Genomic DNA, 14,591 nt, shown 5'->3' on the forward strand with positions numbered 1-14,591 from the left:
TAACTTTTTTAACTCTCGCAGATTTGGCAGATATAGCTGATTTTTTTCATACTTAATCTAAGAACAAAGCAGCTGTCTAGTCTGCGAGAACAAAAAAAGACGCAAAGAATAAAACCTTTGCGTCTTTGTAACTTTGTCCCTTTGCACCTATTTTCTAAAACTGGAAGTAAATAAACGGTTGCGAACCGGCAACTGCTGTTGCATAAACGATCCAATACGTGAATCCCAGAATAATTGCTTTTCCGATCAGAGGTGTTTTATCAAAAACTAATTTCATTTTAGAGGTAATAGCTTCCGGCAAGACATGCCAAACGTATCCGAATAGCATCAATAAAAAGACATTTTTGTAACCTATTATGATTGCCTGCCAATGTTCCGGCTCAAAAGTCAACTGACCAATATTATTGATAACCTGAAGTGCTGTTTCAAAATCTCTGGCACGGAAAAATATCCAACAAAAAACAACAAAATGAAAGGTAATGACGATTGAAAAGAATTTCCATAAAAATCCAGAACCTTTACCTTCTTTTTTGGGAGGAAAGAATTCCATGAAAATTTTATGAACGGCTAATGCCAATCCGTGTAAGGCTCCCCAAACAATAAACTGTGCTCCGGCTCCATGCCACAACCCTCCTAACAACATCGTGGTAAACAAATTGAAATTGGTCACCAAGGTTTGGTTTTTCTTTTTTGAAAGTAAAAAGGTCAGACAGAAAAGCACTAATGCTCCAATTGCAATCCCTAGTGGAATGAAACTCTCGTTTATGTTTGAAATTCCCCAAAGCAATAATCCAAAGAAGAATAAACTTGGGAATAAAAACCCTGCGAATGTTCCTTCACGATTTCCACCGATCGAGATATACAAAAAGTCTTTCAGCCAGGTGGATAGTGAAATATGCCATCTTCTCCAGAAATCAGTTATAGAGGTTGACTTATAAGGCGTTCTAAAGTTCGCCGGAAGTTTAAATCCTAATAGCAAAGCGATTCCGATTGCCATATCTGAATATCCTGAAAAATCGCAGTAAATCTGAATCGCATACCCATAAGACGCCATTAAATTTTCAAACGAGGTATAATTCATCGGGGTATCAAAAACACGATCAACGAAATTTATAGAGATGTAATTCGAAATTACCGTTTTCTTAATCAATCCACCTATAATCAAAAACAAAGCGTTGTTTACATCTTCTCTGGTCAGGTTTAATTTCTGATAAATCTGAGGTAAAAAATCCTTTGCTCTAACGATTGGTCCTGCCACCAACTGAGGGAAGAATGAAACGAAGAACAGATATTCGATATAATTTTTGGTTGGTTTAATTTCTTCACGGTAGATTTCGATAATATAACTCATCGACTGGAAGGTATAGAATGAAATTCCAACCGGCAGAAAAATATCGTGCAGTTCATAATTTCCATGAAACATATCATTGAAAGTAACAATCATGAAGTTCATGTATTTGAAATACCCCAACAATCCCAGATTCAGGATTACACTGATCACCAGATAAATTTTCTTTGTACTGTCTTTTGCTTCTCTGTAAATAATCTGACTCAGACCGTAATCAACAACAGACGAAAGTAACAAGAGTAAAAAGTAAATCCCGCTTGACTTGTAATAAAAGAAAAGCGAAAAGAGGATAACGTATGTTAATCTCAAATAAAATGTTTTGCGTAAAAAGGCATACACAAAATAAAAAACCAGAAATAATCCCAGGAACAAACCGGTATTAAACAGTAATTTTTCTTCAGGATTGTATATAAACCAACTTTGAACCTGCTCCGGAGTAATCGCTCCAAAATTCTGAATGAACCAATTATTTATGCTATCTATTGTAATCAACTTAATTCTTTAATTTAAAATTATCGTATGCTTTTAAAAATGCTTCTGCAAACAAGTCCCCTTGTTTTTCATATCCTTTTTTAGAATAATGAACCCAATCCGGGCCAATTAATCCCGAAGACTTTAAACCTCGGATTCCTTCCATCGCTCCCAATTCATCGTATAAATCCCAAACTGCAAAACCATCTGTCTTTGCTATTTCAATAATACTTTTTGCGTAATCGCGAATATAAACATTAGGTCTTCTTGCTTTGAGTAATGAAGGAGGCGGAGTCATCACAAGGATAGAAACCGTACGATTGTGTTCTTTTACATTTTTTATAAAATCTCGCAATTCCTTTATATATGCCGAAGCTTCCATATGATCGTAGCTTTCATTTGTTCCCAACGAAAGAACTATAAGGTCGCTATGCAATGCTTTTAGCTGTTCAAAAAATAACGGATACTTATTATAATCTGAAAACTTGGCTCCATTTACCCCAATGCTGCTGTAAATTAAACCGGGTGTATCTCTTTCTAAAACGATCCCGCTCAATTCGTACTTTGAAGCTTCTTTATTGGGAAGTAGAAAAATACGACTCAACGTTTTTTCAGAGTTGTAATAATGAGTAAACGAATCCGATTCCAAATTTAAAGGAACAAATTCTGAACTCGTAATATTTCTGGGTTTAGTCTCGTTTGTTCGGATTTTAAGCGTTCTTCCCGCGCGAATGTTATTCGATTTCAGACGATTGTCTTTTCTAATATCGGCTACCGAAACATTGTATTTGTCAGCAATTGTCGAGATCGCTTCTCCTTTTTTGATCTTGTGCGTAATTACTTTTCGCTCTGTAGACTGAATTGTTTTGGTTTGAGAGGATATCGCTAAATCAAACATGTTCTGATTTTGAGGCGTAATAATTTTGATGGTATTGAAATTATACGCAGCATCTTTAACATTCAATTCAACAGCGAAACCGCCATTGTCTCTCCAAAGTGCAATTCCGCTTAAACCAACAGGAACATTTTTGACAGGATGAATGTTTCGGTAACTTTCCCAGCCTCTGTTGGAACGAAACCGCTCGTTATAAGAACCGTTTGTTTTCGCCAGCTGATACGGAAAAACTAACCCGCGGCCGCCATTACCAAACTTTTGCTGCAGTTTTTTTCTAATCTCATTGGTCATCAAATCACTCTGAATGTGCGAATCTCCCACATGTACCATATTGATTTTCTGACTATTTTGACTTTCGTTCGACTTCAATTTCAAAAAAAACGGCACTAAGACTTCTGCATTATAAATCCTGTCTCCTGAAAAAGAATCAACAGCGGCTGTATCGGCTTTATGCATCATATTTTTTGTAATTGGATTTAAATCTGTCTTTGGTGTTTTATCGTTTGTTGAGAAAAAAAGACAACAAAAGAAGATAATTAATCTATTCATTTACGCTATCTGTTTTTACCGCTACGGAATCTGTATTGGTCTTCCTGGCTGCTTTCCGTTTGTTGGTATCCGCCTCTCTGTTTACCCGTAATACTTTATATTGCTCGTAACCTTTGTTCAATTGATCGTATACTAATTTACCAATAGCTTTTGCCCCACGCTGGTTAAAGTGTGTATAATCTTTATTGGCTCTGGCCGGAGATTCGTCTACCCATTTCACCATTGATCCGTCACCTCCCATTAAGGTGTACAAATTCACAAATCCGGATTCGGTTTCAAGTGCGTATCTTTTTTGAGCTCTCATTAATGGAACAACGGCTGAATCAGTTTTCATTTCTAAATCGTATTTCGTTGATTTATCGGCTGTCGAAATGATCAGGATCGAAACTCCCGGAAAAGATTCTTTAATTTTATTCACCGCTTTGGTCATACCTCTTTGATACCAATTGTAATTTTTGGTTCCATAATTTAAAACGTTGGTTCCGTAATGCAGAATAACCAAATCGTATTTTAAACTGTTATTGAACCCCTGCATCACATTCGCATTAAAAGTAGAAATCGGCAAACCTGAATTCCCTCTTTGTGAGAAGTTGTCTACATGAACCCCGTTTCCGTTATCAAAATTAAACCCATAGATTGGAATGGAATCGGCATGAATAAAATTGGCTTTGAATCCTTTTATGCTTCCTGAAGTTACTTTTAGAGTATTGATCAGATTGTTTGGCACAAGGCTTTTTCGCAAGGTATCTTTTCCGATAATGAAATTCACATTTCCTTTTTTAGTTCCTCTTCCGTAATACAAAGTCGGACTATCTAAAGTTGTTGCGTGTTTGTTTAAACCTGCTTCGTACTGAACCCAGGTCGTATTTGATTTATCATTGGCAAAAAACACGTGTCCGTTTACACCAAAAGGGCTCGTTGGACGTTTTACGTTTAAGTACGATTGCATTTTCCAGTTTTTGGAAGCCGAAGATTTTACAGAACCACGTGATGCTGCAGATTCTGAATTGATCGACACAAAACCAACTCCGCTTCCGCCAAAACGTTCCTGGTAATTGGCGCGGACATCCTGTACAATTAAATCACCATCGGTCATGGAATCTCCATAATAGGCAATTCTGACTTTGGATTGCGGATTATTCTCCAGCTGGTATAATTTTTCGTAAAAAGAAATCAGGTATTGGTATCCTTTGTAGTTATCGAAAGTTTCAGATGGAAATTCGATTCCTTCCGAAGCATCGAAAACAATCTTTTCCCTCATTTCATTTTTCTCCTCTTCGGTCAGACTGTCTCCATTCTGCTCCAGAGAATCATTTGCGACTGACTCTAAAAGCAGACTATCAATTAGTACGTTTTTAGAATCTACTTTACTATCCGAAAAGATCTTGTCGGGCAAGACTTGCTTAAATCCGATGAAAGCTATAAATGCCAGTGCCACAATGGCAAAAGACTGAAAAAAATAAGATTTTGTATTCACTCGTAATAATAAATTTGAAGAAAGGATTTACTAAAAATTTGATTTCAAAATTCCTGTTAATTCCTTATAAAAAATACCCGCAAAGATAGAATTAAACAATTAATTTCTAGGTTCTTTTTAACATTAAAATAATACAAAAAAAAGAGGCTGAACGAATCCAGCCTCTTGATCAAAAAAAAATAAAAAAAACAAAGTTAATGATTAACTAAATTTTGAAAATATACTGAGCATAATTTGCTCCTTGCCTATTTATTGAACTATAATTTTACCCGTTTTCACTTCTTTGCTCCCTGAACGAATCTTATAGAAGTAAATTCCTTTCGCATAACCGGAAGGAATATTCCAGCTTACCACCTGATTAGGCGTTACCGTTCCTTTAAAAACGGATCTTTCGTTTCTTGTGCTTTCAGAGTAAACTACGATTTCTATTTCTTTGTTAGTCGAGAAATTTGTTGCAAAATTTACAACTTCGGTTGTTGGGTTTGGGTAGATTAACAACGAATCTTCTTCTGATTGAGCCTTTAAAGCTTGTTGTTGTAATTGAGAGGTACCATACAATCTTATCTTATTACTATTCGAGCTATGTGAACTATTTACAGATTGAACAGTTCTTAATATGAATGCAGTATGATCATTCTGTAAAATACTTATTGCACGCCAATATGGTGTCAAATCCAAATCCTTTGTCGTTTCATCAAATATAATTGGATCTTCTTGGCTTCCCAAAAACCATGAATACTTATAATCGCCAAATGCTCCAGTTGGCTGACTCCCTGTTATTGTAGTGCCACTTATTGATATGATATTATTTTCTATAGCAGGAACGTGAGGTAAAGTTATGGTCACTACATTACTTATAGGTACATTCATGGTACTACTTGTTTTTTTTGCACTTCTTCTGTACTGAGTTGTCTCTAAAAGAATGCCAGGTAAAATGAAATCCTTTGTTTCTCCTGGAATCGGCATCCAAACTCCATTAATGTTTTTTTTATCCCATTGATACTCATATCCTAATGACACAAAAGTACCCCCGATTAAAGGAGCTGTGCTCCCCCTATCAATACTTAAATCCGAAATTATTGTATTCTTGTAATTATGAAAAATTGTAATTTGATTATCAAACGTTGGATTTGTAGGATTGGTAACTGTTGCCTTGTAATTTACGGTAATCTTAATCATATCAGCTTCATTCTGAAAACAACTCCCATTAGTTGAAAATTTATAAATAACCTGAGTATCAGAACTCACAGTCTTTTTAAATTTAAAAACAATGTTTGTTTCGTTCTGATAGTAATTCATTATGCTTCCTTTCGAATAGCTAACTAACTGAAAACCATCCGTATTGCCACAGGACATGGTTTCAAGAAAAATAGGAGTACTCTCAGTACTACCATAAAATTTTACCAGAATACTTGCTGTACCTTCAACTCCTGAGGCGACATCGATGGATTTTGTTTTAGAATCGTACTTTACACTACCTTGACAGAACGCTAATTGTATAAAAAAGAGCATCAAAAACAAAAAACTTAAAGTAATTTTTTTCATGTTAAATTAAATAAAAGATTAAAAAATAACCCCGAACCAACTAAATTTAGCTAGTTCGGGGTTACTACATTATAGTATTATTTCAACAATGCATATTGAAATTTAGGATATCCTCTCTCACCATCTTCTTTTGTTCCACCAGTAAATTTCAACTTGTAGACATTTCCAGCAGGATCTTTAACTACATAGAAACGATCAGTTCTTAAAACGAATTGCGAAACTGGCGTACCATTAGGACCAACAACACTTGTTCCTCTCCAGTTAGATCCAATATTTCTTTGATCGTCATTAAACTTTGAAGTTTCTACATTCGCTAATGTAAAATTGTCATATGAAAAAGCACTTGTAAGAACTTGATATGTTTGCGCCCCACCTTTTACGTTATTAACAACATAATCAGCAAAAAGATAAGGCGACGAACCTGTCGGACCAGGAATTACATTTGTAAATGAAGTGAAGTTAAGATCCCATTGATTCTTTTGTGGCTCAACATTAACCGTTTTCTTATCCAATAAACTAAAGAATGTAAAATTGTATGCACTATTTTTCGAAATTACAACTTCATCATGCGTCGTAGCAGCTATATCTGCATATTGAATCTTATAATCACTTCCGCTTTTCAGAACTCTAATTTTTTTCCATCCTCTAGAAGTTCCAGCTCCAACACCTTCAGAACCTAAAGCTGCAGTAGCAGGGTTACTTCCCATGTTAATTAAATAAACTTTATTTTCAGAATCAGTTGATGAAACACCTGCAATAGCTGTTTGAAGAATATCCCCTGCTGGACCGTCAACTTGACTTACAATTCCATTTCCAGGAGTAATAATCATAGTTTCGTCCGGTGTTTGTACTTCATCAATATTTGTTGTTGTCAATTTCTTTGCTGACATTTTTAATGAGCCATTCAGTACTACTCTAAAATCTGAACCAGAATAAAAACCTAAGTCCCAAGAAGTTCTTACAACTGTTGTTAATTTTCCTGTGCTTAAATCAACATAAACCTGATTTGGTTCTGCAGAACCTCCAACCAAAGGAGCCAAAGCTGTACCTAATGAAGCCGTTTCATTAAAATTCAACTGGATTGTTTTGTTCCCTACTACATTAACATTAATAGAAGAACCATCAATTGTAAAAATTACATTCTTAACCTCCGCACCTACTGCATTTTTAATTTTATTAAAAGTAAATTCAGCAGATGTCGCATTTTGAGCAAAAGGTATTACTATTTTATTTGCAGCTGCTGCGGGAGCAGTTGTAAAATCTGTAGTATAAACTGCAGCCGTAACCGTGTACGAAACTGTAATTGTTCCTGCAGAAGGAGCCGGAGCAGCAAACTTAATCTGAACTGGAGTTGCGGCACTTGTTAAATTATAGGAAGACTCCGCAAATGCGACAGCCACAGATTCTCCGCCATTATCGTCGTTATTACAAGCCGTAAAAGCCAGTAATACGAAAGAAAGTATTAAAATAAAGTTTTTTTTCATGATATATATTAATTAAAATTTAGATTATACGTAAGTTTAATAAAGTAAGAGCGTCCATATCCAAGCATTAAGTCTGAACTTGTGGAACCATGTGCCCCTCCGGTTGAACCTCCTCCATTCCTCACAGATTGAACGTCTGTAATGTTAAATAAGTTTCTGGCGCCAACCATTACTTCAAACTGATTTTTGAAAAACAATTTGCGAACAGAAGCATCCATCCAACTATAAGGTTTGATTTCATTCAAAAAGAATTTAGCACTTCCGTCTGTGTCTGTTCCAGCCACAAATTGTTGCTGTTGTCCATTATACTTGTAGTACAATGCTACCAGGGTATTCCATTTTGGAATATTATAAGAAATACTGGAATTCAACTGAAATGAGTACAGATACTTATCATCAGTAGTTAGATTTAGTGCCGCCAAATCTAATTTTCGGGAAATACCTACTAAAGCCGCACCAATTTTTACATTCCAGTTTTTATATGAATATTGCTCAGTAGTTGACGCATTCCACATTTTATAGGCATTGATATTAACATATCGATAACTTAATGAAGGAACAACTTGAGTCAAAACCATATCGATTCTATCATCGACATTCATAAAGGTAAAGGCTACATTATTTGAAATTTGCGCTCCTGAACGAAGTTGACAAGATCTTTTAAAACTTAGCTCATATGAAGTACTATTTTCGGGAACTAAATCAGGATTCCCCTGAACATTATGATTAGAATCTACAAAATAAGTATAAAGCTCATCAAAGTTAGGAGTACGATATGATTTCCCCATAGAAGCTCTCGTCTCTAATCCTTTTTTAAAAATATATCTTAGTCCTAACGAACTAGCATATTGATTGTCAAAATTAGATTGAATTGAATAACGAAGTCCTGGACGAATCGAAAATTTATCGGTCAGATTGACCTCTGCCACAGTAAAAATATCATAATTTTCAAGTCGCTTTCTTATGTCTTTAAGCTGTTGCTGATCGTCCTTAAAAGTACCTGCAGTCGCATCATAAAATCCATTTTCATTTGTAATTTCATAACCCAATTGAAAATCGACCTTTTTACTATTGAAAAAATTACTCAACGTTCCTGTAGAATAGAAAACTTCTTTTGATTGGTAAGTTTGTCTGTTATTATCAAACTCCTTTCCTGTTTCCATTTGATAGTTAAACCTTTCTAAATCACGTTCTTGTTTCTGATGGGAAAGCGAAACATTATAATTTAACTTCGAAAACAATTTCCCGTTAGAATTTAAATGATGATAAAATCTATTGGTTATAAAACGTTTATCATTTGCATAATAGGTTTCAGGAAAAGGATAATTATCTTGCGGAATTAAAATTGGATTGTAAAAATGAACATCCTCACCATAGTAATCAAATTTGTAAAATATTTTAAAATTTCCTTTTTGATAACCTAAAAGCCCATTACCAACTAACTGATCTTTCGGAAGCCATTTATAACCTCGTAACCCATTATTCATGGCATAATCTTTCCCCTTCATATTATCATAAAAACCAGCAAAATCATTGCGGTTCCCTCCTATATTAACAAACCAGTTTTCGTTAAAATTATGAGCTATTTTCGCTGATTGAATATGGCGGCCTTTATTAAAAAGAGCATATTCATTACCTACGGTTTCTTCCTGAACAGTCGTACTAATCTGCCATCTGTATCCTCCGCCTTTTTTAGTTATGATATTCAAAATACCACTTACGGCATTTGCTCCATGAGTTACTCCCATTGAACCTTCAATAATTTCGATACGTTCAACATCGTCAAGATTTACTTGCGTTAAATCTACATTGGTTCCCATTCCGGTATCACTCACTAATGGAATGTTATCGATTAATATTTTAAAATATTGTGAATCTAATCCAAACATAGAAACGGTTGAACGTCCATCACTCCCGCTATTCCTAATCGTTATATTTAAGTATTGATTTAAAACATCTGCAAGATTGTTTGCTGCCAATTGCTTAATATCTTCCTTTGAAATCACACGAACATTAAACACTGACTTTTTTATAGATTGGGGCTCTAATTGCCCGGTAACCACCACTTCAGAAAGTTTATTTACAGCCGTGGTATCTTTCTTTTGTGCAAAGGAGATTTGACAAAAAAGAAAAGCTGTAAAAAAGATAAATTTGATTTTCATTATTTTTATTCATTCTTAATAATGGCGCAAATATATAAACTATTTTTATTTGTTCTAAATTAAATACATATATTTGCGAAAATTTAAAAACAAAATATTACGTTATGATTTCAAAAAGCCTCTATTTTTCAGCTGTTATGGCTTTGACTTGTAGCCTTGGTTTCAGTCAGGATAAAAAACAACAAGACATCAAATCCATCAAATCTATGTGTGGTTGCTACGAAGTGAAGTTTAATTTCGCAGAAACTTTTCAATACGCTAAAGATTCTGCAACTTATAAACCATCTGAAACAAAACACGAATCTGCATTAGAATGGGTGGAATTATTAGAAGACACTCCTAACAAAATTGTAATGCAACACTTACTAATAGTGAGTGACGATATGATCATCAAACACTGGAGACAAGACTGGTTGTATGAAAACACCGACTTATATACCTTTAATAAAGGAACATCCTGGAAATACAAAAAACTGGACAAAAAAGCAGTAAAAGGTCAATGGACACAAAAAGTATTTCAGGTAGATGATAGTCCACGTTACGAAGGATCTTCGACATGGGTACATGTAGACGGACAAAACTACTGGGCAAACATTGCTGATGCACCACTTCCAAGAAGAGAGCAAACCAAACGTAATGACTATAATGTTTTAAAAAGAAGAAACATTCACGAAATTACAGCTACAGGATGGAATCATGAGCAGGACAATGACAAATTGGTGCGTGACGACAGCGGAAAAGATGTTTTATTAGCGCAGGAAAAAGGGCTGGACGTTTACACTAAAGTTCCGGATATTAAATGTATCGCTGCTCAAAAATGGTGGAAGGAAAACAACGCGCTTTGGAAGAATGTTCGTGACAAATGGCAAACTCTTTTTGACAGACATCAGGACTTAAACTTAGAAGCTAAAGTAGACAGAAAAGCACTTTACTCTCTTCTGTTTGATTTAAAACCAACTGCTACAAAAGCAGAAAGTGATGCAATCATCAACAAGTTCGTAAAATAAGAAATTCCTTTTCTACTTATATTCTAAAAGCCGATAGTAACAAACTATCGGCTTTTTTATGCATAAAAAAACCGTCTGAAAATAATTTCAAACGGTCTGCTACCTTCTATGTTTAATTAGGCTATTAGCTTACTAATTCAAAACAGCATAAAATTAATAAGAGGTCGGTATCTTTAATCTTTTACGATCGATATTCTGGAATAATCATCTCGGATATGCTTAAAAAAACTCTTGAGGTGATATTAGAGTCTGTAGATAAGGATGTTAGAATCCTGTAATATTTCATTAATTAAAGTAGGAAAATTAATATATTATTTAATCCCATACAAATAAATAAGGCACTATTTTTTTACTTTTTTCTATAAGACTAAAATCCAGTATTTTGACGACATTGCACAAGGCAGTATAATTAAGGAACCTACAAAAAAACAAAAAGGGCCGATAGTTTTACAACTATCAGCCCTTTGATTCATGCTATCTATAAAAAATATGTCTTATATGAACTATTATTTAGCTTCTGCGCACTCAGAATAGGAAACAATATGTTTCGTTAAATCAGTCCATTTCGGCTCAGGATTTGCAGCAATTACTTTTTCACAGCTTCCCCATAATGGCACAAATTCTTTTTTATAATCTTTCTTCTTCAATAAAAATGCAGGAGAATCTTTTTTGGCAACATAATACGATTTTGCATCACCTCCAATAAATTTAACCCCGCCAACTCCTAATGAAGTCGTTTCTTTTGCATGAGGATCACAGTATACTTTAAACTCTTTACTGAATGAAGGGTTAAGTAACTGCATTAACAATTTGCTGTTTCTCTTTTTGATTTTTACATCAGCAGTTTCAAAATAAGCGTACCCATCGTTTAAGAAATCCTGGTTTAACTTATCGTCATTCCATTTTTTAAAGTCTTGCAGAAAATTTAATTTTTTTCCTAAGTTATCCAATCCGCTTGGTGGCAAGTACATGAATTTAATATCTTCTGGTTTTAGTTTGTGTTTTTTACCAGTTCCATCTTGTAATTTGATGAACTCAATTAAACCTTTGTCTCTGTCGATATCTTTAATAGTACCATTTATTTCGGTACCATCAGCCAAAGTAATGTAAGCCGTTTTACTGTGAGAAAATCCATAAGAAGGAGAAATCAAATCTTGCGCATTTGCAGAACAACACACTACTAGAAACACTAGTAGCAAAAAGGAATTTTTAATCATTTGTTTTTTGGTTAATTTTTTTGCCTACTCTTGCGATTTTCGGCTTCCTCGATTATTATTTTAACAGGAAATTTTTAGCTAACACCCTGTATTTATTGGCTTCACAAACTTTTTTTATAAATTATTTTCTTACCGTAAACATAGCTATAAAAACAAGATTTACAAATGTTAAACTGTATTTTTTACACGAAAATTCGCCCCAAAAACCTTTGCCTGTTTTTCGTCTTAATTACCTTACGTTTTCTAATAAAATACAAATTATTTTGGATGGCAACATTTTAGCTAACCTTCCCTTTCTACTCTCGAAAACCAATAGATTTTTTGATTTTGAGCTGACAAAAAAAAAGAGTCGATAATTACATTTATAATTATCGACTCTTTGCATTTTATCTTTTGTACAGCAATTACATGCGCTCCGGAACTTCGATTCCCAGCAAACTAAAAGCGGCTTTGATAACCTCAGCTACTTTTTGCGAAAGCTGTACTCTGAATACTTTTTTAGTTAAATCTACTTCTCCTAATATGTGTACCGACTGATAAAAAGAATTATATTCTTTTACCAAATCGTAAGTATAATTAGCAATCAGAGCCGGGCTATGATTATGTGCCGCATTTTGAATTACTTCCGGGAAAAGTTCGATTTGTTTTACCAGCTCTTTTTCTTTTTCGTGTAATTCTTCGGTATTCGTCTGAGCTGAAAAATCAAAATCAGCTTTACGGATTATCGATTGGATTCTCGCGTAAGTGTACTGAATAAACGGCCCTGTATTTCCAGCAAAATCAACAGATTCTTCAGGATTAAACAAAATACGTTTTTTTGGATCTACTTTTAAGATATAATATTTCAATGCCCCAAGACCAATAGTTTGGTACAATTTAGCTTTTTCTTCGGTTGAATAACTGTCCAGTTTTCCTAAATCTTCAGAAATTTGTTTCGCTGTATCGGTCATATCCTGCATCAAATCATCAGCATCTACAACGGTTCCTTCACGGCTTTTCATTTTCCCTGAAGGCAAATCAACCATTCCATATGATAAATGATACAAGCTTGAAGCCCAGTCAAAACCTAGTTTTTTCAGAATAAGAAACAGCACTTTAAAGTGATAATCCTGTTCGTTACCAACTGTATATACCATTCCGCCCACATCCGGCATGTCTTTTACACGCTGAATTGCGGTTCCAATGTCCTGTGTCATGTAAACTGCAGTTCCATCTGAACGCAAAACAATTTTACGATCTAAACCTTCATCGGTAAGATCAATCCAAACGGAACCGTCAGGGTCTTTTTCAAAAACGCCTTTGTCCAGACCTACCTGAACCACATCTTTTCCTAATAAATAAGTATTGCTTTCGTAATAGTATTTATCAAAATTAACGCCCAGATTGGTATAAGTAGTAGCAAAACCATCGTAAACCCATTGGTTCATCATTTTCCAAAGCGAAATTACCGCTTCATCTCCTGACTCCCATTTTTTAAGCATCTCTTGTGCTTCAATAATGATTGGAGACTGTTTTTTGGCTTCTTCCTCTGTTTTTCCGGTTTCCATAAGTTGAGAAATCTCCCCTTTGTAAGCTTTATCAAACTCAACATAATACTTCCCTACTAATTTATCTCCTTTTAGATTTGAACTTTCGGGAGTTTCACCATTTCCAAACTTCTGCCAGGCCAGCATCGATTTGCAAATATGGATTCCACGGTCGTTGATAATCTGTGTTTTGTATACTTTTTTTCCTGATGCTTTGATAATTTCAGCTACAGAATACCCTAACAAATTGTTACGTACGTGACCTAAGTGTAAAGGTTTATTGGTGTTTGGCGAAGAATATTCAACCATGATTGCTTTCTCTTCCGGATTTGGTGTTACATATCCGAACTTGGTATTGTCTTTTATTTCATTAAAGAAATTCAAATAGTAACTATCCGCAATGACAATATTCAAAAATCCCGAAACCACATTAAAGCGTGCTACTTCAGAAACGTTCTCTACCAGATAATTTCCAATTTTATTTCCCAGTTCGACAGGATTGCTTTTAATCACTTTCAATAAAGGAAAAATCACCATTGTGATGTCGCCTTCAAATTCCTTTCGGGTGGTTTGAAATTCGATTTTCTCAACAGTAACATCAAATAATGCTTGTATTGCTTTTTGTATAGAAGGTGTAAGAATTTGTGATAATGACATGTAAACTTATTTTAAAGTGTGCAAATATACTGCTTATTCACCAATTACAGAAAATCAAAAACATATTAAATCGAATAAAGCGGTTCTAATTTCTTAAAAAACCTCCCCATTTAAGTGTTAAAATTATGCAAAAACCAAAACGCTAACCCATTATAAAACAGACGATCTTACGGAAGAAATATTTTTTTTCACTTTTTTCTGTAACATATCCTTAGCAAACGAGTCTTAATAGAGACTTCAAATTAGTTTTGAG

At 34.5% G+C, this 14,591-nt stretch carries 9 protein-coding genes; 1 reads left to right on the top strand and 8 read right to left on the bottom strand.

The window, feature by feature from the left end:
* Window positions 1–154 precede the first annotated feature (154 nt).
* From LNQ34_RS04675 to LNQ34_RS04700, 6 genes are all read right to left on the bottom strand, one after another.
* Window positions 155–1,840 carry an MBOAT family O-acyltransferase gene (locus LNQ34_RS04675; protein ID WP_017494883.1) on the bottom strand — a complete coding sequence of 562 codons (1,686 nt, stop codon included), beginning with the start codon at window positions 1,838–1,840 and terminating at the stop codon, window positions 155–157.
* Between the two features lies 1 nt (window position 1,841).
* Window positions 1,842–3,173: a GDSL-type esterase/lipase family protein gene (locus LNQ34_RS04680; protein WP_229998817.1), complete on the bottom strand. Its 1,332-nt coding sequence runs from the start codon at window positions 3,171–3,173 to the stop codon at window positions 1,842–1,844.
* Window positions 3,174–3,255: 82 nt separating this feature from the next.
* On the bottom strand, window positions 3,256–4,740 hold the full coding sequence (locus LNQ34_RS04685; protein WP_229998818.1) for an SGNH/GDSL hydrolase family protein: 1,485 nt from the start codon (window positions 4,738–4,740) through the stop codon (window positions 3,256–3,258).
* A 249-nt stretch (window positions 4,741–4,989) separates the two neighbouring features.
* Window positions 4,990–6,285, bottom strand: a complete 1,296-nt coding sequence (locus LNQ34_RS04690; protein WP_229998819.1) for a T9SS type A sorting domain-containing protein — start codon at window positions 6,283–6,285, stop codon at window positions 4,990–4,992.
* Window positions 6,286–6,362: 77 nt separating this feature from the next.
* The gene (locus LNQ34_RS04695; RefSeq protein ID WP_229998820.1) at window positions 6,363–7,769 is read right to left on the bottom strand and encodes an HmuY family protein; all 1,407 of its coding nucleotides are present in this window, start codon (window positions 7,767–7,769) and stop codon (window positions 6,363–6,365) included.
* 8 nt (window positions 7,770–7,777) lie between these two features.
* Window positions 7,778–9,931 (bottom strand): TonB-dependent receptor plug domain-containing protein, encoded by a 2,154-nt coding sequence (locus tag LNQ34_RS04700; RefSeq protein ID WP_229998821.1) that lies wholly within the window; start codon window positions 9,929–9,931, stop codon window positions 7,778–7,780.
* Window positions 9,932–10,035: 104 nt separating this feature from the next.
* Here LNQ34_RS04700 and LNQ34_RS04705 point away from each other — a divergent pair, with 104 nt between their 5' ends.
* A complete protein-coding gene (locus tag LNQ34_RS04705; protein ID WP_202701587.1) occupies window positions 10,036–10,938 on the top strand; it encodes a DUF6607 family protein in 903 nt (300 codons plus the stop codon).
* Window positions 10,939–11,444: 506 nt separating this feature from the next.
* On the opposite strand, the gene LNQ34_RS04710 is transcribed toward LNQ34_RS04705, so the two are convergent.
* Together LNQ34_RS04710 and argS are read right to left on the bottom strand one after the other, a co-directional pair.
* Complete coding sequence (locus LNQ34_RS04710) at window positions 11,445–12,137, bottom strand: YgdI/YgdR family lipoprotein (protein ID WP_229998822.1); 693 nt, start codon at window positions 12,135–12,137, stop codon at window positions 11,445–11,447.
* Window positions 12,138–12,559: 422 nt separating this feature from the next.
* Window positions 12,560–14,338 (bottom strand): arginine--tRNA ligase, encoded by a 1,779-nt coding sequence (gene argS, locus LNQ34_RS04715; protein ID WP_202701589.1) that lies wholly within the window; start codon window positions 14,336–14,338, stop codon window positions 12,560–12,562.
* Between the last annotated feature and the right edge of the window lie 253 nt (window positions 14,339–14,591).

This window comes from Flavobacterium lipolyticum (assembly GCF_020905335.1).
GTDB lineage: Bacteria > Bacteroidota > Bacteroidia > Flavobacteriales > Flavobacteriaceae > Flavobacterium > Flavobacterium lipolyticum.